This is a genomic window from Kaistia granuli DSM 23481, assembly GCF_000380505.1.
GTDB lineage: Bacteria > Pseudomonadota > Alphaproteobacteria > Rhizobiales > Kaistiaceae > Kaistia > Kaistia granuli.
In genome coordinates, this window is sequence record NZ_AQYH01000005.1 from 202,204 (window position 1) to 223,008 (window position 20,805).

Sequence of the window (20,805 nt, forward strand, 5' to 3'; positions counted from 1 at the left end):
CCATGAAGAAACTGATCAACAGCGTGGCCGATGTGCTGGACGAAAGCCTGGACGGTTTCGCCGCCGCCCATGCCGATCTGATCGAGATGGATGGCGAGCGACGCTTCCTGCGCCGCCGCGCGGCGGCCTCCGGCAAGGTGGCGCTGATTTCCGGCGGCGGCTCCGGCCACGAGCCCCTGCATGCGGGTTTCGTCGGACTGGGCATGCTGGACGCGGCCGTGCCGGGCGCGATCTTCACCTCGCCGACGCCGGACCGCATCCTGGCCGCGATCGAGGCGGTCGGCTCCGATGCCGGCGCCCTTCTGATCGTCAAGAACTATGAAGGCGACGTGATGAACTTCGAGATGGCGGCGGAGATGGCCTCCGGGCCGGTCGCGCGCGTTCTCGTCAATGACGACGTCGCGGTCGACAACTCGGCCTACACCATTGGTCGGCGCGGCGTGGCGGGAACGCTGGTGGTCGAGAAGATCCTCGGCGCCGCCGCCGAGCAGGGGATGGATCTGGCCGAGCTGGTCGCGCTCGGCGAGCGGGTCAACGCCGCGACGCGCTCCATGGGCGTGGCGCTGAGCTCCTGCACGGTGCCGGCCGCGGGCAAGCCGACCTTCGAGCTGGCCGAAGACGAGATCGAGATTGGTGTCGGCATCCATGGCGAACCGGGCCGCCGGCGCGCGCCGATGGCGCCGGCCGATGCGATCGTGAACGAACTGCTGGACGCGATCCTCGCCGATCTGCGCCCGGCCGCCGGATCGCGCTGCCTGCTGTTCGTCAACGGTTTCGGCGGCACGCCGTCGAGCGAACTTTACGTCGTGTACAACGCGGCCCAACGCCGTCTTGAGGCCGAGGGGCTGGACGTCGCGCGCAGCCTGGTCGGCACCTATGTGACGTCGCTGGAAATGGCCGGTTGTTCGCTGACCGTGACCGTTCTGGACGATGATCTGGCGGCGTTGTGGGACGCGCCGGTGCGGACCCCGGCCTTGCGCTGGTAGAGCCACGCGCGAATATGGCCGATTGCGCAGGAGATCCGCGTCGTCTCGGTCTCGCCGGGGCGGGTCGACACGGAATTCGTCAAGGGGCTCGACCAAGAATGGCGCGATCGGCAGGCGGCGCAGACGCCACTCGGGCGGGTTTCTGCGCCTGAGGACGTTGCCTCGCTCCTGCCGTTCGCGATCGGATCGGTCATTCCGATCGATTGCGGGAGGCCTTTGGGCTAGCGCATGGCCAGGTCGTGGCTGGGATGTTCTCCGGCAGCCTTTCGATCACCACATGGCTCGCTGACCATCGCTGAGCGATTTGGCCGAGTTACGCCCGGCATGATTGCCATCCGTTCGCAGCCGGTCAGGCTTTGAGCGCGGGGTGCATTCATAGGCCTCGCTATCAAGGCGACTCGAGATTTTTGAGCAGGCTCTCGAACGTCGTCAGGGGGGCATCCGACGATAGGCTATTCGCATCGGATTGTGCCTCCAGGCGCAGTGGCAGTCGGCGTACGCCGCTGGGGCTGTAGCCGAATCGCTGTGTGAAGGCGCGGCTGAAATTGGCGGCCGAGTCGAAGCCGAAGGTCTCGGCCACGTCGGCGATCTTCCGTGTTTCCGAGAGGTCCGCCAGCATGGTGTGTGCGGCGAGCAGGCGCCGCTCCCGTATGTATTTCAGAACGCCGCCGGAACTCTCGAACAACTCATATAGACGCGTGCGTGAAATCGCCAGTTCCCGGCTGAGGGTGTCCGGAGTCAGATTCTCGGAAGCCAGATGGCTCTGGATGAATCGCCGCGCTCTTGTCATGAGTCCGACATACGAAGCCTGATCCGTCTCGCAACCTGTTCCCACCAGATAGGAGACTGTGTCGAAAACCACCTCCAGCAGGCTGCTCCTCACGCTGGAGAGGTCATCATGGGTCAGCCGATCGAGGCCTCCCTCGACGCTCGTCACGAAATCCACCAGCAGCCTGGAGTGCTGGCCGCCCAGGACCACGTGATGGCTGGCCTCCGGCAGGCCGCCGCGCGGCGCGAAGCGGTCGACGGGCGCGATCAGCGTGACCGATTCAGCCGCAGTGGCGCGCCCGCGGAACGGCTGGCCGAGCGATCGGATTTCGACCGTTCCTGGACGACCCTCCGCCACGCGATCATCGACGGCGGTCCAGCTTTGACCCGAACGGAGAATGGTGAGTTGCCAATGGTCGATCGGGCTGAACCGGACCTGCTCGCGCGACCGCTCATAGCTGAACGCCGGAGCGGATTGCTGCACCAGCAGGATGCCACCGAGATTCCAGACGGCCTGACGGACCCGAAAACCTTGCTCGGCGCCGACGCCGGGCGGTAGGCGCACGTCCAGCAGCGGCGCCAGATATGTCTGCCAGGCACGAAACTGCTGATCCGCCGCGAGATGATCGGTGGCAAAGCGATGCGGGACGAGAGCAGCCGATTGGCTTGGTTCTTCCCCGAGCGGGATCAGCGGTACGCGCGGCAGGCGTCGGCGCTCGATAAATTCGGTCTGCTGGTCGATATCCTTGGAATCGTCGGCCGCCACCGGGGCACCCCTGTTAAGCCTAGACAATAGGCTAGACGCAAAGGCGGAGCCTATCAAGGTGGGCGAGATTTTCTAGCATTTAAATAAGGATAGCTGACTATTCAGTAAGTATAATGGATGCGCTTATAATCTGAATTGTCCACTCAAGTCTGGCGGATCGACAGAAGAAGCGCCCTTCCGGCCGTGCTAAAGTACAGTCAAGCCGACCATTCCGCTGCGGGGGGATAGTGTCAATTTGAATGAAATTATCGAGGGTTCTCGGCGAAAATGTTAGCGGGCTGCCGCTAAGACGTCCTCTGGATCACCAGTAGGAGGCAATCCTGTGAGACACAATGAACTGCTTCGGAATACCCGCTGGAAGAGTCTGAATTGCTTGGCCATCGTCGCTTTCGGATTGGCAACGTGCGTGGCGTTGCCGGTCGGCGCGGAGGCGAAGGAAGCCCGGAAGAAGAAGGACGACACCCGGACCGTCTATCTCGTCAAATACCAGGTCAATGGCGAGGTCCGCTACAACAAGGTCGGCAAGGGGCAGGTCGTCAAGATTTCCGCCGCCGACAACGCGCGCGCCGGTTCCCTTGTCTGCACGCCAAGCGGCTTCGGACAGAAGTCACGATGCCATTCGCGCGGCCTCTTCTGAGGCGCCACACCGGCGCCCGCGTCGCTCCAGTTCCTTCGCCGTTCGGCCCCGCGCATTCCGAAAGCGTCCGACCGCTTTCGGGATGTCTGCGTTCGTGAGGTTCGGTAGGGCTCGGCTCTGCAGGGGACAGTCAGCGCGCGGCCTCCAGACGAGCCACATTCTTGCCGACGCGGTCGCCGCTGACGAACTTGCGGGCTTCGTCGCCGGGTCGCATGGGATTGTGCCGGAAGACATACCATTCACCGCCCAAGGCGGGCTTCTGGTAGATCACCCCGTCCTTCTCCCTGTGCAGGAAGCAGGTGCTGTTGTTGCCGTAGCCGGTCTGGTAGTGCCAGACGACCTGCATACAGACCTTGCCGCCGAAGCTGGCCTTCCAGCGACCCTTGCCATAGGACCACACATCACCCTTTTCCGACCATCCGGTGAAACGGTGGCGTTCGGGCGAGAAGTAGCCGCCGCCAGTCTTCCATTTCCACGTTTTGCCGGAATAGAGCGCTTCAAGCGCCTGCACGCTCATCGGCGTGGCGGCGGCGGCCAGTTTCGCCGTCGCGGCCGCAGATTTCGATTGGGGGGCAGCATGGGCTCCCGCCACGAAGAGAAGGGGCAGAGCCGCGAGGGCGATCGAAAATCGGGTCGGAAACACTTTGCTTTCCTCTCATGTCCGGGGTGCATCCGCATGGGCAGGTCGCGTGTCGGCGGCGATGCACGTGCAATGCAGAAGCGGGGAGCGGCCCTTGGGCCATCGACCGGAGCCGCTCCAGCGGATCAGTTCGTTGGCCATTCCAGGGGGTGGTTCGCGACCTGCCAATCGGGGCGGCCCACATCCTTCGGCCAGGGATAGACTTCCCGGTCGTTGAAGTAGACCACCGAGGTCATGGCCGGGAATTCGGGATGCGGCCGATTGGCCTCCAACGCCCAAGAGCGGACGTAGTCGTCAGAGCCTTCGTAGCCGAGCTCTGCGATCACGATCGGCTTGCCGAAGCCCTTGACCCGATCATAGCCAGGCTTGGTCCGCTCCAAGAAGCCCACATCCCGGCCGACGGTCAGCTTGTCATAGGGCTGGTATCCGAAGACCGACAGGCCGATCGTGTCGACATAGTCGGCGCCGGGGTAGAAGGCTTCGAGGCCCTCGTCGCCCTTGGGCGACCACATGTACTGGGCGTTGGGCAGGTGCTTGCGGCACACGTCCACCACATGACGGTAGGCCTTGATGTAGTCTTCCGGACGCCAGGAGGACCAGGTGAACTGGCCGGATTTGTCGTCCATTTCCTGGGCCCATCGGATCGTCACGGGGCTTTTCAGCTTTGCCGCCGTGGAGCAGACGGCGGTCATGTTGGAATCGTACCGTCCCTTCAGGATGCCGCTGAGAAGATCCTCGGGCGTGGCGCGCCAGTCGCGGGCCCATGACCAGGGTTCCACGCTGATCAGGAGCGCCCGCCCGCGCTCGCGGGCATAGGCGTCCGCCATGGCGAGGCTTTCCAGGTCGACATCCTCCCAGGGCAGGAAGAGATGCTCGATCTTGGAGTTGGAGTCGTTGGCGTAGTCCCCATGCGGATCATAGGCGCCGGCGATCAGGGACTTAGCGGCGATTACCGGCCGCTTGTCCTGGAACTGGCTGCGATTGTCGACATTGGCGCCGGAAGCGCCACTCGCCGCATAGACAGCGCCAGAGAAGAACGCGCCGCAAAGTAGGGTTGCAGCCACCACATAGCGTGATTTCATAGCCGTCTCATTTCTTCGCTTGCTGTTTCATCGCCGGCCGGGCCTTTGGCGGCTGCGCTGGCTTCAGTTCGTCGAACCGGCCGGAGACCAGATCCGCGGAGACGAGCTTGTTCGCCTCGTCGTCCTCGCGAGCCTCGGCATGGCGGAAGACGTACCATCCGCCGTCCGGTTGCTTCTTCTGGTAGATCGTCCCGTTGCCGATGCGATGTTCGAAGCAAGTCCTGGCCGGGAAGACCTCCTGGCCGCTGTGCCAGTCCGCCTTGAGGCACATCAGCCCCGAATCCATCACGAGCCAGCGTCCTTCCGCCCAGGACTTGCCCTTTTCACCGTCGACCCAGGCGGTGAAGCGGCGGTCGGTGCTGTCCAGGCGGCCCGCGCCGTCCGGCCATTGCCAGCTCTTGTCGCCATAGAGCACGTAGAGTTCGGCGGCCGACATGACGGCGCTTCCCGCCGGCGGTTCACCCGCCGCCACCGGAGCGGTGGAGGCGACGGCCGGACCTGCCAGAAGCGCCGCTCCCAGGGCTGCAAGGGCGGTTGCCCTCAGCCGGGCCATGGCCCGGGTTGCGTCAGAATTCCGTTCTCTCATTCGAGCCTCCCACCCTTCGCCTGGTTGTCGCCCCCGCCCAGTCCTGCATGCGAACGGGGATCGCCCGCCTGCAATCCGTATTTGCCGCGTGTCTCCTGCCGCGCCGACGCAGGCCGGCCGATGGCCGAGACGCGGAAGCCGAGCTCCTCGGCTGCGCCACGTGAAAACGCGTTCCGGAGATCGACCAGAACCGCCTGGCGCATGGCGCGCTTGACGCGACCGAGGTCGAGCCGGCGGATGCTGTCCCATTCCGTCACGACCACCACCGCGTCGGCGTCGCGGACGCACTCATAGGCGTCGTGGCAGAACTCCACGTCCGACAGGATGCGGCTCGCATTCTCCGTGCCGATCGGGTCGTAGGCGCGGATATTGGCGCCGAAGCGCTGCAGCGTCTCGATCAGCGGCACGGACGGCGCGTCGCGCATGTCGTCCGTGTCCGGCTTGAAGGTGAGGCCCAGCACCGCGATCGTGGCGCCTTCGACGTCGCCGTCGAGCGCGTCCATCACCTTCAGCGCCATGCGGCGCTTGCGCGCCTCGTTGGCGGTGACGGTTTCCTCCACCAGCCGCAGCGCCACGCCATGGTCCTGCGCCGTACGCAGCAGCGCCAGCGTGTCCTTCGGGAAACAGGAACCGCCATAGCCGGGGCCGGCGTTCAGGAAGCTCGAGCCGATACGCTTGTCGAGACCCATGCCGAGCGCCAGTTCGCCAACGTCGCTACCGACTTCCTCGCAGAGGTCGGCCAGTTCGTTGATAAAGGTGATCTTGGTCGCGAGGAACGCGTTGGCTGCGTACTTGATCAGTTCCGAGGTGCGGCGGCGCGTGACGACGATGGGCGTGCCGCGGCTCTCGAGCGGCGGGCCATAGAGCTCCATCAGCGCCTTGCGCGCCCGCTGGTCCTCGACGCCGATCACCACCCGGTCCGGCTCGAGGAAGTCGCGGATCGCGACGCCCTCGCGCAGGAATTCCGGATTGGACGCAACCGAGAAGGTCCCTGCCGGCCGGATGGAGCCGATGATCTTCTCGACGACGTCGCCCGTGCCGACCGGAACGGTGGACTTGACGGTGACGACCGCGCCCTTCTCGAGATGGGGCGCGAGTTCGCGCGCGGCCATGTAGACGAAGGAGAGGTCCGCATCGCCATGGCCGGCGCGGGCCGGCGTGCCGACGGCGATCAGCACGACGGCGGCGCCCTTCAGGGCCTCGGCGAGGTTGCACGTGAACCCGAGCCGTCCTGCCTTCATGTTTTCCTCGACGAGCTCGTCGAGGCCAGGTTCGTAGATCGGCAGGATCGCTTGCTTCAGTCCGGCGATCTTCTGTGCGTCCTTGTCGACGCAGACCACCTGGTGCCCCCACGCGGCAAAGCATGTGCCGCTGACCAGTCCGACATATCCTGTCCCAATGACTGCGATCTTCATTTTGGTTCTGCCTCCCTGTTAGTCTTGGCCACTGGCGGAACTGCCGCGCCAACGCGGATTGAAAACGGTCCTGTGAAGCTGACGTCCGCCGACGCCCGCCCCGGACGCCGAGAAGCGGTCATCGAAGATCGAGAAGCTCTTGGTCCCCCAGGTCAACGCCACGATGCCGTCCCGGCCGCGCTCGGCCGTGGCGATGCTGACGACTGCGCAGAGGGTTACGAGACCGCTCGCCAGAGCTGGCCGGTAGAAGCGGTTGCGCACGCGCACCGCGTTCTCGCGGCCATGCCGCAGCACGATCACGGTCATCAGCAGCAGATAGAGGCTGGCGTTGACGATCGCGAAGACATAGAAGCCGCGCGTCTCGTCGGCGTCCGGCACGAGCAGCACCGGCAGGACGGAGATCAGCGCAATGATCGCATAGGGCGCGAGCACCCGGAACGGCAGCGGATCGACCTCGGAGGTTCCCTTCGGTGTGACGCGGAAGTCAACGAACGAGCCGGTCAGCCAGTCGCGAACCGCGGCGATCGTTCCCGCCATGGCCCATGGCCAGCGTGCCAGCAGGAAGAGCGTGGCTTCCCAGCTGAAGATCTTGCCGTCGACGGGACGATAAGTCCGGCTCGACCGCCACCAGAGCGCCAGCATCACCATGACAATCGACTGCGGCAGGAAATGAAGCAGGAAATCCGGATAGGTGACGTCGACGAAATTCTCGTTGTAGATCAGCACGACAGGCGGCAGCAGGAACGCAATCGCCATGCAAAGCGCATTGAGCGGGTACCACAGCTGCGAGAAAAGGAACTGGAACTTCAGCCGAGGCGGAAGCTTTTTCACCAATCCAGGCGAATACTGAAGAAGAAGCATCACCAGGCTGCGCGACCACTGGAATTCCTGCGTCACCAGGTCGGCGAAAGTGCGGGGTCCGTCGCCATGCGCGATGGCGTCGAGCGCATGCACGCCGCGCCAGCCATGCGCGTTCATGAACAACGTCGTCGAGTGATCCTCGGCGAGTTCGGGCCCGAGGCCGCCGATTTCCTTCAGAGCGGCCGTGCGCACCGCGTAGTGCGAACCGATGCAGAGAGGGGCGTAGCCGCCGTTGTAGCCGGCCTGCAGCGAACCATGCATGCTGGCCTCGACATAGAGGCGCCCGCGGGCCGACCAGCTCTCCGCCGCGTTGCGGTCGCAGATGCTGGGCGCGGAGATATAGCCGACTGCGGGGTCCGCGAAGGGACGCAGCATGTTGTAGAGATAGCCGGGCTCGGGGACGTGGTCAGCGTCGAGCTGCGCGACGAAGTCGTAACGCTCGTATCCATACATATCGTAGAAGAAGGCGAGGTTGCCTTCCTTGCAGCGCGTGCGGCGGGGCCAGGTCTTGCGGTGATAGTCGGCGCGGCCCTTGCGGGTCGAGACGAACACGCCCTGCGCCTCGCACCAGGCGAGCGTCTCGGGCGTCGGGTCCTCGTCCGCGAGCCACGTGTCATGCGGCACGTTCTGCGCCAGCATCGCCAGCAGCGTTTCGGCCACGATCGGGAAGGGCTCGGACGGCGCCTTGGTGACGACCATCGCGACCCGGCTGCCGGTCGGCAGCCGGAGCGGGCCATGCGGCCGGCGGGCCTTGTAGAACACCCAGATGAAATAGACCGGCAGGATGGTGATCCAGGCCAGGACGACAGAGATGAGGATCGAGCCGACCAGATGCGTGTGGACCGCGGTGAACAGCCACCACTGCCAGAAGTAGCCGAGAGCCAGCAGCCAGAGGACCGCGCCGGCGACATATTCGATACGCTTGCGGCCGGTGAAGATCGGCACCAGGAGCGGCTCGTCCGCTCCGGCCGCCGACGCGACGCGGGGCGTTTTCATGGCCGCACCTCGAGCCCGAAGAAAGGCGCCGCCGTGCGGATGATCGTGTCGAGGTCCGAATGCAGCGCCCGGAAGCCCAGGGTCGCCGCCGCCAGCGCCGGATCGGCATAGAGGATCGGCGGATCGCCGGCGCGGCGCGCGCGGAGCGTCACCGGTACATCACGGCCTGTTACACGCCCGATCGCGTCGAGGATCTCTTTGATCGAGGTGCCACGCCCGGTGCCGAGGTTGACGGCGAGATTGTCGCCGCCGCGGATCAGGTGCTCGACCGCGAGGACATGGGCCCGCGCCAGGTCCGTGACGTGGATGTAGTCGCGGATGCAGGTGCCGTCTGGCGTCTCGTAATCGTCGCCATAGACCTCGAGGACTTCGATGGAGCGAGCCGCCGCCAGCATGGCGCGCGGGATGAGATGGGTCTCGGGATCATGCGCCTCCCCGATCTCGCCCTCGAGATCCGCGCCGCAGGCGTTGAAGTAACGCAGCGCCACGTAGCGGATGCCGTAGGCGGCCGCGTAGTCCGCCAGCATCTGCTCGGCGATCAGCTTCGTCCGGCCATAGGGATTGATCGGGTGCTGGACCTCGCCCTCGCGGATGGGCAGATGATCGGGCACGCCATAGGTCGCGCAGCTCGAAGAGAAGATCACATGCCGTCCACCCGTCAGGCGGCATGCCTCCAGCAGGGACTGCGTACCGCTGACGTTGTTGCGATAGTACTTCGCCGGATTCTCGACAGACTCGCCGACATAGGCGGAGGCGGCGAAATGGATGACGGCGACGGGGTCGTACGCTTTGATGGTCGCGACCAGCCGCTCCGTGTCGAGAATGTCGCCTTCGACGAGCGCGCCCCAGCGGACCGCCTTGGCGTCGCCGGTCGAGAGATTGTCATAGACGACCGGGTCATAGCCCTGCCGGGAGAGCAGCTTGGCCGTGTGGCTACCAATGAAGCCCGCGCCGCCGACCACGAGGACGGTTTGCCTGGTCATCACGACGCCTCGGCGAGTGCCGCGACCGGCCTGGTCAACTGGCCTTCGAAATAGGCGATGGTCGATCTCAGGCCTTCCGCGAGGGCGATGTTCGGCGACCAGCCGAGCTCGCGCTGGGCGATCGTGATGTCGGGCCGGCGCTGACGCGGGTCGTCCGTCGGCAACGGGTGATGAACGATCCTGGACGAGGAGCCCGTCATGCGGATGATCTGCTCGGCAAGCGCGCGGACGGTGAACTCGCCCGGATTGCCGATATTGACCGGCGTCTGGATCGCCGGCCGGCTATACATGAGCCGGTGGAACCCCTCGATCAGATCGTCGACATAGCAGAAGGAACGCGTCTGCGAGCCATCGCCATAGATGGTAATGTCATGGCCCTGGAGGGCCTGCACGATGAAGTTGGAGACGACGCGGCCGTCATCGGCGCGCATGCGCGGTCCGTAGGTGTTGAAGATGCGGACGATGCGGATGTCGACGCCGTAGCGCTGATGGAAGTCGTGGAACAGCGTCTCGGCCGAGCGCTTGCCCTCGTCGTAGCAGGAGCGCGGACCAAAGCAGTTGACGTTGCCCCAATAGCCTTCCGGTTGCGGGTGCACGTGCGGATCGCCGTAGACCTCGGAGGTCGAGGCCTGGAAGATGCGCGCCCCATTCCGGGCGGCCAATTCCAGCAGGTTGAGCGAGCCGACGACGTTCGTCTTCATGGTGTGGATCGGGTCGGCCTGGTAATGGGGTGGCGATGCCGGGCAGGCGAGGTTGTAGATCTCGTCCACCGACAGACCGATCGGATCCACGATGTCATGCCGGATCACGGTGAAATCGTCGGAGCGGAGCAGGCCGCGGATGTTTTCCATGCGACCCGTCGAGAAATTGTCGACGCAGACGACAGAATTACCTTCGCGCAGCAGACGTTCGCAAAGATGCGATCCTAAGAATCCGGCGCCGCCTGCAACCAAGATGCGACGCTTCGGAATTATGCCTGTAAGAAACGTTTCGGCACCCAGCATCTCCCCCAATTCAGCCTCCATCGGGTCGATTTTATTCGTGCAAGATGAACAAATGTACAGCTTACCCGTGGCTCAAAGTTGAGATGCGCTCGGGTCGGCTATGTATCAATTTGTTGCGCTCAGGCGTTCTCAGCTATTTACTGATACATACTGGGGATGGGTTGGTCGTTATCCCGGCATCCGGAAAGTTGTCTCCGCGTCCATTTGATGATCTCCAACATTCGTGCCGATGATGGATGCCTCGATACAACCGAAGAGGGCTCCTGTTGGACTTGCCGGGCGATGTCGTCGACCAAAGAGCGCGCCGGAACGTTCGGCGATGTAGTCCTCGGCACGCTGCAGGCGCTTTCGGCACAACGCGTTAGGCATGACCGTCCCATGAGCCCATCGCCGGCCATGAAGCGCGCTGCCCCGGCGGTGGTGGCCATCCTCCGGCGCAGGCGCACGCATGGGCGCCACGTCCTTCATGCCTCGAGCATGTCCGAGAGGAAGGGGGCCTGACGTCGGTCAGCGGGCTCGCGAACGAGACGACCGATGTATCGACTCGCGTGGTAATACTCGTCCATGGCAGGAGAGCGCGAACCGAGCCGAGCGTCGAAAGAGCCTGGACGAGGCGGGTTTTGCCCTACCGGACGGACTTACGACTGGCTACGGACGCGCCTTCGACAAAGAGGGCTTTGGCGCACCACAGCCAAGTGTCTTGGCTCGGCGCAGGGTCTGCGGAAAGCCGGCGCCGTGCGTGCAGCCGGGAACGGCGCAACTGTGCCCCAGCCCGTGGCCATTTTGGGCTGGACAACAGGAAAGATGGCGGCGCTCTGCACGAGGGCCGCTGAGATAAAGCGGCTCGGCATGGAGGGAGCGGCGCTCATGCTCCGAGATCATTCCCAGAACGAAAAACGCCCGCACCGAAGCTTCGGTGCGGGCGTCAAGCTGAAATCCCGAAATTAATCAGGAACGTAGCCTGGGAAATGGTGCCCAGAAGAGGACTCGAACCTCCACGACTTTCGTCACACGGACCTGAACCGTGCGCGTCTACCAATTCCGCCATCTGGGCGCGGACGGATGAATAAGGGGACCCCGTTGCCTTGTCAATCACGAGACGACGCGAACGTCCGGGATAATTCGAGGCTGGGGAAAACTTCCCAGCCGCCTCCGCCGTTCCGCCCCGAGCCGCGTTCGCCCGCGCCGACGCGTTTCCCCGGCGCGACATCAGAAGAAGCTCGGCGCCGATCCGCGCTTCCTGGAAACAATGAATGGCGCCAAACCCTTGCAGGACCGTGCCGGCCTGTGGCGGGCTCGGACCTCCAGCTGAGATCCGCTCAGATCGTGTAGCCGGACTGGCGCGCCAGGTCGATCAGCGAGGCCGCCGGGCGCGGCCCCATATGGTTGATCACCTCGCCAGCCGCCAGCGAGCCGAGCGCCGCCGCCGTCCTGAAGTCGAGACCCTTGGCGACCGCATAGAGGAAGCCCGAGGCGTAGAGATCGCCGGCGCCGGTGGTGTCGACGACCGTCTCGACTGTCGTCGCCGGCACATGCTCGATACGGTCCGGCGTCACCACATAGGAGCCCTCGGCGCCGACCGTGACGGTGGCGATGCGGCAATCCTTCTGCAGCGCCTTCAGCGCCGTGTTGAAGCTCGCCGTCTCGTAGAAGGACTTCAGCTCGACCTCGTTGGCGAACAGGATGTCGATCGTGCCGTCCCGCAAAAGGCGCATGAAGTCGCCACGGAAGCGATCGACGCAGAAGGCGTCGGACAGCGTCAGCGATACCTGGCGGCCTGCCTTGTGGGCGATGTCGGCGGCCTTGAAGAAGGCGTCGCGGGCGCTCGGCGCATCCCAGAGGAAGCCCTCGAAATAGGTGATCCTTGTATCGGCGAACAGGGCCGGGTCGATGTCGTCGGGCGTTAGCGCATGGCAGGCGCCGAGATAGGTGTTCATCGTCCGCTCGCCGTCCGGCGTGACGAAGATCATGCAGCGCGCCGTCGGCGCGCCGCCGACCAGCGGCGCGACGTCGAATGTGGCGCCGATCGAGCGCATGTCGTGCCGGTAGACGGCGCCGAGCTCGTCATCGGCGACCTTGCCGACAAAGGCCGTGCTGCCGCCGAGCGAGGCGACGCCGGCGACGGTGTTGCCGGCGGAGCCGCCCGAGGCCTCGATCGCCGGGCCCATGGCGCCGTAGAGCCGCTTCGATTCGTCCATGTCGACGAGCCGCATCGAGCCCTTGACCAACTGCTGGTCGACCAGGAAGTTCTCCTCCGCCCGCGCCAGAATGTCGACGATCGCGTTACCGATGCCGAGAACGTCGTAGCGGGCTTCCGTCATGTTGAGATCCTGATCAGGCGATTTGGCCGGGCGGCCGAAGGAGTGACGGAGCCGGACTATACCGTCGGGCCCTTGCCGCGCAACAGTTCTGGTGAAACGACGGATCGATCCGCCCGGTGAGGGCGGCGGTGACAGGCCGCTTGCGGCTCCAACTGCCTTGCACCGGCCACGCCGCCATCCTATCTCCAACGTCACCTTTTCCGGGGGAATTCCGCATGTTGTCGGCCGCCTGGCTCGCCCTCACCGATATCTGGACGCCGCCCTTCCGCTCTGTGCTGTGGAAGTCGCTCGCGCTGACCCTGGTGCTTCTGGTCGGCGTCTGGTTCGGCCTGCAATGGCTGGTCGTCACCTTCGCCGACTGGCCGAGCCAGCCCTGGATCCAGACCTCGGTCGCCATCGTCACCGGCTTCGGACTGGTGATCGGGCTCGGCTTCCTGATCGCGCCGGTCTCGGCGCTGCTCGCCGGCCTGTTCTCCGACGACATTGCCCAGGTGGTCGAGCAGACGCACTACCCGCAGGATCCGCCCGGGCGCGGCCTCTCTTTCATCGACAGCATCGTCTCGACGCTCGGCTTCACCGCGACGGTGATCCTGGTCAACCTCGTCTGCCTGATCCTCCTGCTGGTGCCGGGCGTCAATCTCGTCGCCTTCTTCATCGGCAACGGCTATCTGCTCGGGCGCGAATTCTTCGAGGCGGCGGCCTCGCGCTTCCGCCCTGTCGAGGCGGCGCGGCAGCTCCGGCGGGAAAACGCCGTCACGGTGTTTCTCGGCGGCTTCGTCATCGCGCTGTTTCTGGCGATTCCGATCCTCAACCTGCTGACGCCCTTGTTCGCCACGGCGTTCATGACGCATCTGCACAAGCGGGTGACGGGTTCCCGTCCGGTCGAAAACTAGGCAAGATCATCGCGATACGGGACCGCGCCACGGGGAACCGCCATGCTCGCCGACCTGCTGCTCGCCATCGGTCACTTCCTGATCGTCTTCGCCATCGTCACCTTGCTGACGATGGAGCTCATGCTGCTGAAGCCCGGCCTTTCCGGCGCGGCGATCGAGAAGCTCGGTCGGGTCGACGCGCTCTATGGCGGCGTGGCGATGCTGCTGATCCTGGTCGGTTTCGGCCGCGTTTTCCTCGGCCTGAAGGGCTCGGAGTTCTACACCCACAACTGGGTGTTCTGGGGCAAGATCGCCGCCTTCGTCGTGATGGGACTGCTGTCGATCCAGCCGACCCGGCGCATCCTCGGCTGGCGCCGGCAGGCCAAGGCCGATCCGTCCTTCTCGCCCGGCGCGGCCGAGATCACCGCGACGCGCCGCATGGTCCATAGCGAGACCGCGGCGCTGGTGCTGGTCGTCATCTTCGCATCGCTGATGGCGCGCGGCATCGGGCTCTGAGGGCGGGCCGCCCCCTCAGGCGATCGTCTTGTCCGGGTAGCGGCAGAGGTCGTTGATGAGGCAGATCGCGCAATCGGGCTTGCGCGCCTTGCAGACATAGCGGCCGTGCAGGATCAGCCAGTGATGCGCGTGCAGCATGTATTTCGCCGGGATGATCCGGTTCAGCTCCTTCTCGACCGCGTCGACCGTCTTGCCGGGGGCGAGGCCGGTACGGTTGCCGATCCGGAAGATATGGGTGTCGACGGCGATGGTCGGGTGGCCGAAGGCGATGTTGAGCACGACATTCGCCGTCTTGCGGCCGACGCCGGGCAGCGCCTCCAGCGCGGCGCGGTCGTCCGGCACCTCGCCGCCATGCAGCTCGACCAGCATCCTCGACAGGCCGATGACGTTCTTCGCCTTGGTGCGGAACAGGCCGATCGTCTTGATGTAGTCGCGCACCTGGTCCTCGCCGAGCGCCAGCATCTTGGCCGGCGTGTCAGCGATGGCGAACAGCGCCCGCGTCGCCTTGTTGACGCCGGCATCGGTCGCCTGCGCCGACAGCACGACCGCGACCAGCAGCGTGAAGGTGTTGACGCTCTCCAGTTCGCCCTTCGGTTCCGGGTCGCGCGCCTCGAAGCGGGCGAAGACTTCCTCCACCTCGGCCTTGGTGAAGCGCTTCGGCGGGCGTGCGGCCTTCCGGCGCGGCGGCGGGGCGGGAGGAAGAGGCTGTGCATCGGACATGCATCCTCTATACTGGTCCGCCATGAGCGACCGCAATGTCGACATCGCCGCTGAAGACCCCGCCCGGGAAGGTCGTCGCGCGGAACTGCTGTTCCAGGCGACGCTGCGGCCCTATCGCTCGCTGTCGCCGCGCGGCTACGGGGCGCTGCTGATGTTTGTCGGCGGCACCTGCTTCCTGAGCGGGCTGCTGTTCTGGTCGATGGGCGCTTGGCCGATCGCCGGCTTTTTCGGGCTCGACATCCTCGTCATCCAGCTCGCCTTCCGCATGAATTATCGCGCCGCCCGCGCCTGCGAGATCGTCGAGATGACGGAAGAGCAGCTGACGGTGCGCCGGATTGCGCCAAACGGCCGCGCGCAGGAATATGACTTCAACCCCTATTGGGCCCGGCTCGAGGTCGAGCGGCAGCCGGAATGGGGCATCGTCCGCATGGCGCTGGCCTCGCATGGCCGGCGGCTCGCCATCGGGGCCTTTCTCAATCCGGAGGATCGTGAGAGCTTCGCGGCGGCCTTCTCGAAGGCGCTCGCCTCGGTTCGTCACGCCTGAAGCGGTGGCCTGGCTGCGGTCGGGCTTGAACGGCGGCCGCTTTCGGCCATAGATCGCCAAGGTCTTCCATCCAGCCCCGGTGACGGCATGCGCGACAAGCACCTTTTCATTTTCGGGCTCGGCTTCTCCGGCCAGGCGCTCGCCCGGCGGGTCAAGGGCGATTACGCCACCATCGGCGGCACGGTGCGCCACCCGGAAAAGTCGGCGCAATTGCGCGCCGAGGGCATCGACGCGCATGTCTTCGACGGCGAGACCATCAGCGACGAACTCGTCGCGGCGGTGAAGCGGGCGACGCATGTCATCCAGTCGATCGCGCCGGGCACGGCCGGCGATCCGGTTCTCGGCCTGCTGCGCGAGGCGCTGGCGGGGGCGCCGGATCTTGCCTGGATCGGCTATCTCTCCACCGTCGGCGTCTATGGCGATCATGGCGGCGGCTGGGTCGACGAGGCGACCGAGCCCCGGCCGCTGTCGGGCCGTTCGATCGAGCGGGTGCGGGCCGAGACGGAATGGCGCCTCCTCGCCGATGAACTCGGCGTCCCGATCGGCATCTTCCGGCTCTCCGGCATCTATGGACCCGGCCGCAACGCGCTCGCGCAGATCGTCGACGGCACGGCGCGCCGGCTGGTAAAGCCCGGCCAGGTGTTCAACCGCATCCATGTCGCCGACATCGCCACGGTGGTCGCCGCCGGCGCGGCGCGCGAGGCCGCCGGCGTCTTCAACGTCACCGACGACGAGCCGGCGCCGCCGCAGGACGTCGTCGCCTTCGCCGCCGAAACGGCGGGCTATCCGGCGCCGCCGGCCATTGATTTCGAGACGGCCGACCTGTCGCCGATGGTCCGTTCGTTCTATGGCGAGAACAAGCGTGTCGGCAACAAGCGGCTCGCCGCCGATCTCGGCGTGCGGCTTGCCTATCCGAGCTATCGCGAGGGCATCGCCGCGCTCTGGAAGGACGGCAGCTGGCGCGGCTGATCAGGCTGCCAGCAACCAGACGCCGAACAGGGCGAGTTGCAGCAGGGCAACGAGCCCGCCCAGTGCCAGACCGTTCCGACACAGGCGCCGGACCTGGTTTCGCTGGCCAATGATCTCCGCCTCGAGCCGTGCCAGCGCGGCGTTCGTGGCGATCTCCGCGGCCGCCGTCCGGCGCCGCCATTCGCCGACCAGCGCCATCAGCTCGTCGCGGTCGAGATGCTCGGTCCAGGCGTCGTCGAGCGCGATCAGGGCGCGGTCCCCCTCGGTCTCGGTATCCGGGTGCCAGGGCTTCTTGGCGGTGTAGTGGACGATGCGCGCCGTCCCGGCGGCTCCGGGCATGGCGTGCTCATAGGTTCGAAGCAGATTGTCACAAGCCGGCAGCCAGTGCGCCGGAGCGCCGATGAAGGTGTTGAGGATGCCCTGGTCGCCGCCGTCGAACGAGCGCGCTCCTGGCAGGAACTGGAACAGAGCGCGACGCGTGGAGACATCCGGCGACAGCGCGAAGACGCCGGAATTGAACACCGGCCCGGGCTGGTTGGAGAGCAGGTCGGGCGCGGCCGCGAAACCGTCGCCGTCGAGGAGGTCGTCGATCGGCTGCCGCACCAGGCAGTCGCCGTCGAGAAAGACGAGCCGGTCGGCCGAGACGAAGCTGAAGGCCCAGAGCTTGGTCAGGGTCCGCCGGAAGCGGGGCGCGCCCCAGGCTTCCAGGTCTCGCTTGACGATCTCGGGCACATGGATGACGGCGAGGCGCTCCTCGCGCAGCTGCGGTTTCCAGCCGCCGGCCGCCAGCACGAGGATCGGCAGCGTCGACCGGGCCCGCAGCGACCGGACCAGCGCCGCGATGCCGAGCGCATAATCCTCGGTCCCGACCACGAGGTAGAAGACGCGGCGGCCATCGCGCCGCGCGCCGGCGCCGAGCCCGTCGAGCCACGCCGTCGCGGTGCGGTCGAGATGCTGGGAGAAGGCGATAAGGTCGTCGGTGGCGCTGGCATCGATTGTATCGGGCATGTCGCCGGCGGTGATGGCGAGCGGCTCAGCCCCCATAGCGTTCCGTCCTTATGCGTTCGAAGGGGATGCCGGCGGCAAGCGCCAGATCGGCGGCGGCGTCGACAAAGGGCGTCGCGCCGCAGATGAAGATCGTCTTCGGCGGCGCGGGCAGGCGCGCCAGCGCCGAGGCGATCAGCCCGGCATTGACGCGGCCATGATGGATGCCAGGCGTCGCCGGTACGTCGCGCGTCACCGTCGCGAACAAGTGGAAGCCCGCTTCGTCGCGATCCCGGCTTAGTAGCTCCTCGCGCCAGATCATCTCCCCTTCGCGCCGCGCCGACAGGACCAGCGCGGCGGGAATGTCCGGCGCGGCGTCGCTCCGGTAGCGCAGCATCGACATCAGCGGCACCAGGCCGGAACCGCCGGCGACCAGCAGCAGCGGCCCGCCATCCTCGGCACGCCAGATGAAATGGCCGCCGATCGGGCCGCGCATCTCGATCGTGTCGCCGATCTCGACCACCGCGTGGAAGAAGGGCGACACTTCGCCGTCGTCGATCAGGTCGATGACGAGGTCGATTTCGCCGCTCCTGTCCGGGGCCGAGCCGATCGAATAGCTGCGCTCGGCCTGGTAGCCGTCCGGCGCCGTCAGCCGCAGGTCGACATGCTGGCCGGCCGTGAAGCCCTGCCACGCCACCGGCCGCAGCCGGAAGATCTTTACCCGCGGCGTGGCGATCGTGATGGCGACGACGGTCGCCTCCTGCCAGACCAGCCGTTTCGGCTGCGGCGCGATCTCGGGATCAATGCTCAAGGCAGGGCCTCAATCTCCGGAAAAACGCTGCTCGCGCCACGGATCGCCGCGCATGTGATAGCCGCGGAGCTCCCAGAAGCCCGCCTCGTCGCGGCGGGTGAACTGCAGGCCGTTCACCCATTTGGCCGATTTCCAGAAATAGAGATGCGGCACCAGCAACCGGGCAGGGCCGCCATGCTCGGGAATGATCGGGTTGCCCTCATAGGCGGTGGCGATCATGGCCTTGCCGACGATCAGGTCCTCGGTCGGCACATTGGTCGAGTAGCCGTCATAGGAATGGGCGAGCACGAAGTCGCTCGGCGCCTCGATGCCGGCCTCGGCCAGGATGTCGTCGATCATCACCCCGGACCAGGCGGTGTTGAACTTCGACCATTTCGTCACGCAGTGGATGTCGCGCGTCAGCTTGGTCTTCGGCAGCAAGTTGAAGGCTTCCCAGTTCCAGCTCGCCACCGGCCGCACGCCGTCCTTGACGGTGAAGCGCCAGTTCTCGAGCGCAACGCGGGGGACCGGCCCGGCCGACAGGATGGGAAAATCCTCCGTGAGATACTGGCCGGGCGGCAGCCGCTCGCCGACGCCGTCGGCGGGACGCTTGCCGGAGAAACCGCGCGTGGTGGCCATGCCTTGCTCCGTCCGTGCCGGGGCGGATGGGAGCCATCCGCCCACAGGAAGTGGAAGCGCCGTCAGGCGATCGCCTCGACGGCCTGGATCAGCTTCTTCAGATCCTCCGGCCGCGACAGGCGATGGCCGGCATCCTTGATCAGCGTCAGCACCACATCGTCCTGCGCCAGCTGCGCGACAAGGTCTATCGCGACCTGCCATGGCACTTCGTCGTCGAGGACGCCCTGGATGATATGGACCGGCGCGCCGAGCGCAACCGGCCTGTGGCCGAGAAGATGGGCCTCGCCGTCGTCGATCAGCGCCTTGGTGATCAGATAGGGCTGGTCGGAATAGGCGCTCGGCTGCTTGAGAGCGCCGGTCGTCTCCATCTCGGCCTTCTCCGCCTCGGTCATGCGGGCAAGGATCAGGTCGCGCGTCATGTCGACCGCCGGCGCCAGGAGGACGAGGCCGGCGACCCGGCCGGGCTCGGCCTCGCGCAGGGCGAGCGCCAGCAGCAGGGCAATCCAGCCGCCCATCGACGAGCCGACGAGGATCTGCGGCCCGCTGGTCGCGCTATCGAGGACGGCGCGGGCTTCCTCCAGCCAGCGCGTGATGGTGCCGTCGGCGAAGTCGCCGCCGGAGGCGCCATGGCCGGAATAGTCGAAGCGGGTGAGGGCGCGGCCATTGGCTGCCGCCCATTCGTCCAGCGCCTCGGCCTTGGAGCCGCGCATGTCCGACATGAAGCCGCCGAGGAACAGGATTCCGGGTCCGGCGCCCGGTCGAGCGAGGATCGCGATGTCGCGGGCATTTGCGCCGGCGCCGACGGCGATCGTTCTGTGTTCTGACTGCATCACTTCCTCATATGGGACCAGATTCGCGCCCGATCCGGATCGAACCGGAGCGGAACGGCGGCTTTCGGTTGACTTTCCCGCCTGCTTGGCCGAGTTTCCCCATTCTGTCCGGGAACTTTGACCCCGCGCGCGCCGCCCTTTGCATCGCCCTTGTTATGGCCTAGGCAAAGACGCGGTTCGTACCCATTTAGTCAATCCGGACCGATTCATTAACGTTAGAGGAGAGTGCCCCCATTCGCCGTCCGTTCAAAGCGCAGGAACCCACTAAGGATGGGCCGCGTATCAACCGCGAAATTCGTGGTGTCCGTGAAGTTCAGTTGATCGGTGAAGACGGCCAGAATGTTGGCGTCACCCCGATCCAGGATGCGCTGGCCGCTGCCCAGGAGGCAGGCCTCGATCTCGTCGAGATCTCGCCGAACTCCGAGCCGCCTGTTTGCAAGATCCTCGATTTCGGCCGCTTCAAGTACCAGACCCAGAAGAAGGCCAACGAGGCTCGCAAGAACCAGAAGGTCGTCGAGGTCAAAGAGATCAAGATGCGCCCCGCCATCGATGACCACGATTACGAGGTCAAGATGAAGGCCATCAAGCGCTTCTTTGAAGAGGGCGACAAGGTCAAGCTGACGCTCCGCTTCCGTGGCCGCGAAATGGCCCACCAGCATCTCGGCATGAAGCTTCTCGAGCGCGTGCGCGACGAGACGGCCGAGATCTCCAAGGTCGAGGCGGAACCGAAGCTCGAAGGCCGCCAGATGATCATGGTGCTGGCACCCCGCTAAGGCGGTCGGCAGGCCAGCGATCGAACGCTGCAAGTTGGCGGACCGGAAACATCGGCCCGCCCCCTCACTTGGGATCTTGCCACCTTCCTCCGCTCCCGCTATAGATCCGCCGTTTCCGAGCCG

22 protein-coding genes and 1 tRNA gene are annotated in these 20,805 nt (G+C 65.7%); 8 read left to right on the forward strand and 15 right to left on the reverse strand.

Going from position 1 to position 20,805, the window contains the following annotated elements; genetic code table 11:
* The first annotated feature begins 2 nt into the window (after nt 1-2).
* Together dhaK and G342_RS26635 are read left to right on the forward strand one after the other, a co-directional pair.
* Nucleotides 3-986, forward strand: a complete 984-nt coding sequence (gene dhaK / locus G342_RS0106620) for a dihydroxyacetone kinase subunit DhaK (protein WP_018182329.1) — start codon at nt 3-5, stop codon at nt 984-986.
* A gap of 33 nt (nt 987-1,019) precedes the next feature.
* On the forward strand, nt 1,020-1,211 hold the full coding sequence (locus G342_RS26635; RefSeq protein ID WP_425402206.1) for a hypothetical protein: 192 nt from the start codon (nt 1,020-1,022) through the stop codon (nt 1,209-1,211).
* 163 nt (nt 1,212-1,374) lie between these two features.
* Here G342_RS26635 and G342_RS0106625 read toward each other — a convergent pair whose 3' ends face one another.
* A complete protein-coding gene (locus tag G342_RS0106625; protein ID WP_018182330.1) occupies nt 1,375-2,520 on the reverse strand; it encodes a helix-turn-helix domain-containing protein in 1,146 nt (381 codons plus the stop codon).
* A 373-nt stretch (nt 2,521-2,893) separates the two neighbouring features.
* Here G342_RS0106625 and G342_RS0106630 point away from each other — a divergent pair, with 373 nt between their 5' ends.
* Nucleotides 2,894-3,157, forward strand: coding sequence for a hypothetical protein (locus G342_RS0106630; RefSeq protein ID WP_018182331.1), 264 nt, complete (start codon nt 2,894-2,896; stop codon nt 3,155-3,157).
* Nucleotides 3,158-3,287: 130 nt separating this feature from the next.
* On the opposite strand, the gene G342_RS0106635 is transcribed toward G342_RS0106630, so the two are convergent.
* From G342_RS0106635 to G342_RS0106680, 9 genes are all read right to left on the reverse strand, one after another.
* Nucleotides 3,288-3,800: a DUF995 domain-containing protein gene (locus G342_RS0106635; RefSeq protein WP_018182332.1), complete on the reverse strand. Its 513-nt coding sequence runs from the start codon at nt 3,798-3,800 to the stop codon at nt 3,288-3,290.
* 122 nt (nt 3,801-3,922) lie between these two features.
* A complete protein-coding gene (locus G342_RS0106640) occupies nt 3,923-4,879 on the reverse strand; it encodes a glycoside hydrolase family 26 protein (RefSeq protein ID WP_018182333.1) in 957 nt (318 codons plus the stop codon).
* Nucleotides 4,880-4,886: 7 nt separating this feature from the next.
* The gene (locus G342_RS23475) at nt 4,887-5,465 is read right to left on the reverse strand and encodes a DUF995 domain-containing protein (RefSeq protein WP_051094134.1); all 579 of its coding nucleotides are present in this window, start codon (nt 5,463-5,465) and stop codon (nt 4,887-4,889) included.
* The gene (locus G342_RS23480) at nt 5,462-6,880 is read right to left on the reverse strand and encodes a UDP-glucose dehydrogenase family protein (protein ID WP_018182335.1); all 1,419 of its coding nucleotides are present in this window, start codon (nt 6,878-6,880) and stop codon (nt 5,462-5,464) included. The genes G342_RS23475 and G342_RS23480 overlap by 4 nt, the downstream gene beginning before the upstream one ends.
* 18 nt (nt 6,881-6,898) lie before the next feature.
* Nucleotides 6,899-8,737, reverse strand: coding sequence for a glycosyltransferase family 2 protein (locus G342_RS0106655; RefSeq protein ID WP_018182336.1), 1,839 nt, complete (start codon nt 8,735-8,737; stop codon nt 6,899-6,901).
* Nucleotides 8,734-9,720 (reverse strand): UDP-glucose 4-epimerase GalE, encoded by a 987-nt coding sequence (gene galE, locus G342_RS0106660; RefSeq protein ID WP_018182337.1) that lies wholly within the window; start codon nt 9,718-9,720, stop codon nt 8,734-8,736. Before galE ends, G342_RS0106655 begins: the two co-directional genes overlap by 4 nt.
* Nucleotides 9,720-10,724: a UDP-glucuronic acid decarboxylase family protein gene (locus G342_RS0106665; RefSeq protein WP_051094136.1), complete on the reverse strand. Its 1,005-nt coding sequence runs from the start codon at nt 10,722-10,724 to the stop codon at nt 9,720-9,722. The genes galE and G342_RS0106665 overlap by 1 nt, the downstream gene beginning before the upstream one ends.
* A 969-nt stretch (nt 10,725-11,693) precedes the next feature.
* A tRNA-Leu gene (locus G342_RS0106675) sits at nt 11,694-11,778 on the reverse strand.
* Between the two features lie 265 nt (nt 11,779-12,043).
* Nucleotides 12,044-13,045, reverse strand: a complete 1,002-nt coding sequence (locus G342_RS0106680) for an adenosine kinase (protein WP_018182340.1) — start codon at nt 13,043-13,045, stop codon at nt 12,044-12,046.
* 215 nt (nt 13,046-13,260) lie between these two features.
* Between G342_RS0106680 and G342_RS0106685 the strand changes: the two genes are divergently transcribed.
* Together G342_RS0106685 and G342_RS0106690 are read left to right on the forward strand one after the other, a co-directional pair.
* The gene (locus G342_RS0106685; protein WP_018182341.1) at nt 13,261-13,938 is read left to right on the forward strand and encodes a sulfate transporter family protein; all 678 of its coding nucleotides are present in this window, start codon (nt 13,261-13,263) and stop codon (nt 13,936-13,938) included.
* Nucleotides 13,939-13,980: 42 nt separating this feature from the next.
* Nucleotides 13,981-14,433 (forward strand): DUF2214 family protein, encoded by a 453-nt coding sequence (locus G342_RS0106690; protein ID WP_018182342.1) that lies wholly within the window; start codon nt 13,981-13,983, stop codon nt 14,431-14,433.
* Between the two features lie 15 nt (nt 14,434-14,448).
* Here G342_RS0106690 and nth read toward each other — a convergent pair whose 3' ends face one another.
* Nucleotides 14,449-15,153 carry an endonuclease III gene (gene nth, locus G342_RS0106695; protein ID WP_018182343.1) on the reverse strand — a complete coding sequence of 235 codons (705 nt, stop codon included), beginning with the start codon at nt 15,151-15,153 and terminating at the stop codon, nt 14,449-14,451.
* Nucleotides 15,154-15,175: 22 nt separating this feature from the next.
* Here nth and G342_RS0106700 point away from each other — a divergent pair, with 22 nt between their 5' ends.
* Nucleotides 15,176-15,697 (forward strand): DUF2244 domain-containing protein, encoded by a 522-nt coding sequence (locus G342_RS0106700; protein WP_156830841.1) that lies wholly within the window; start codon nt 15,176-15,178, stop codon nt 15,695-15,697.
* An 87-nt stretch (nt 15,698-15,784) separates the two neighbouring features.
* The gene (locus G342_RS0106705) at nt 15,785-16,666 is read left to right on the forward strand and encodes an SDR family oxidoreductase (RefSeq protein WP_018182345.1); all 882 of its coding nucleotides are present in this window, start codon (nt 15,785-15,787) and stop codon (nt 16,664-16,666) included.
* Here the strand turns inward: G342_RS0106705 and G342_RS0106710 are convergent, their stop codons facing one another.
* The 4 genes from G342_RS0106710 to G342_RS0106725 form a co-directional block, all read right to left on the reverse strand.
* Entirely contained in the window at nt 16,667-17,710 is a 1,044-nt protein-coding gene (locus tag G342_RS0106710; RefSeq protein ID WP_018182346.1) for a glycosyltransferase family protein, read from the reverse strand.
* Entirely contained in the window at nt 17,700-18,461 is a 762-nt protein-coding gene (locus G342_RS0106715; RefSeq protein WP_018182347.1) for a ferredoxin reductase, read from the reverse strand. The genes G342_RS0106710 and G342_RS0106715 overlap by 11 nt, the downstream gene beginning before the upstream one ends.
* A gap of 9 nt (nt 18,462-18,470) precedes the next feature.
* Nucleotides 18,471-19,079, reverse strand: coding sequence for a sulfite oxidase-like oxidoreductase (locus G342_RS0106720; RefSeq protein ID WP_018182348.1), 609 nt, complete (start codon nt 19,077-19,079; stop codon nt 18,471-18,473).
* A gap of 62 nt (nt 19,080-19,141) precedes the next feature.
* The gene (locus tag G342_RS0106725) at nt 19,142-19,909 is read right to left on the reverse strand and encodes an alpha/beta hydrolase (RefSeq protein ID WP_018182349.1); all 768 of its coding nucleotides are present in this window, start codon (nt 19,907-19,909) and stop codon (nt 19,142-19,144) included.
* A 233-nt stretch (nt 19,910-20,142) separates the two neighbouring features.
* On the opposite strand from G342_RS0106725, the gene infC reads away from it, so the two are divergent.
* Nucleotides 20,143-20,682 carry a translation initiation factor IF-3 gene (gene infC, locus G342_RS0106730; RefSeq protein WP_026304192.1) on the forward strand — a complete coding sequence of 180 codons (540 nt, stop codon included), beginning with the start codon at nt 20,143-20,145 and terminating at the stop codon, nt 20,680-20,682.
* Nucleotides 20,683-20,805: the final 123 nt, after the last annotated feature.

Bases quoted from the DNA above. Each gene is read 5' to 3' on its own strand.
- dhaK (WP_018182329.1), top strand. From the start codon at position 3: ATGAAGAAACTGATCAACAGCGTGGCCGATGTGCTGGACGAAAGCCTG.
- G342_RS0106640 (WP_018182333.1), bottom strand. From the start codon at position 4,879: ATGAAATCACGCTATGTGGTGGCTGCAACCCTACTTTGCGGCGCGTTC.
- G342_RS23475 (WP_051094134.1), bottom strand. From the start codon at position 5,465: ATGAGAGAACGGAATTCTGACGCAACCCGGGCCATGGCCCGGCTGAGG.
- G342_RS23480 (WP_018182335.1), bottom strand. From the start codon at position 6,880: ATGAAGATCGCAGTCATTGGGACAGGATATGTCGGACTGGTCAGCGGC.
- G342_RS0106655 (WP_018182336.1), bottom strand. From the start codon at position 8,737: ATGAAAACGCCCCGCGTCGCGTCGGCGGCCGGAGCGGACGAGCCGCTC.
- galE (WP_018182337.1), bottom strand. From the start codon at position 9,720: ATGACCAGGCAAACCGTCCTCGTGGTCGGCGGCGCGGGCTTCATTGGT.
- G342_RS0106665 (WP_051094136.1), bottom strand. From the start codon at position 10,724: ATGCTGGGTGCCGAAACGTTTCTTACAGGCATAATTCCGAAGCGTCGC.
- G342_RS0106680 (WP_018182340.1), bottom strand. From the start codon at position 13,045: ATGACGGAAGCCCGCTACGACGTTCTCGGCATCGGTAACGCGATCGTC.
- G342_RS0106685 (WP_018182341.1), top strand. From the start codon at position 13,261: ATGTTGTCGGCCGCCTGGCTCGCCCTCACCGATATCTGGACGCCGCCC.
- G342_RS0106690 (WP_018182342.1), top strand. From the start codon at position 13,981: ATGCTCGCCGACCTGCTGCTCGCCATCGGTCACTTCCTGATCGTCTTC.
- nth (WP_018182343.1), bottom strand. From the start codon at position 15,153: ATGTCCGATGCACAGCCTCTTCCTCCCGCCCCGCCGCCGCGCCGGAAG.
- G342_RS0106700 (WP_156830841.1), top strand. From the start codon at position 15,176: ATGAGCGACCGCAATGTCGACATCGCCGCTGAAGACCCCGCCCGGGAA.
- G342_RS0106705 (WP_018182345.1), top strand. From the start codon at position 15,785: ATGCGCGACAAGCACCTTTTCATTTTCGGGCTCGGCTTCTCCGGCCAG.
- G342_RS0106710 (WP_018182346.1), bottom strand. From the start codon at position 17,710: ATGGGGGCTGAGCCGCTCGCCATCACCGCCGGCGACATGCCCGATACA.
- G342_RS0106720 (WP_018182348.1), bottom strand. From the start codon at position 19,079: ATGGCCACCACGCGCGGTTTCTCCGGCAAGCGTCCCGCCGACGGCGTC.
- G342_RS0106725 (WP_018182349.1), bottom strand. From the start codon at position 19,909: ATGCAGTCAGAACACAGAACGATCGCCGTCGGCGCCGGCGCAAATGCC.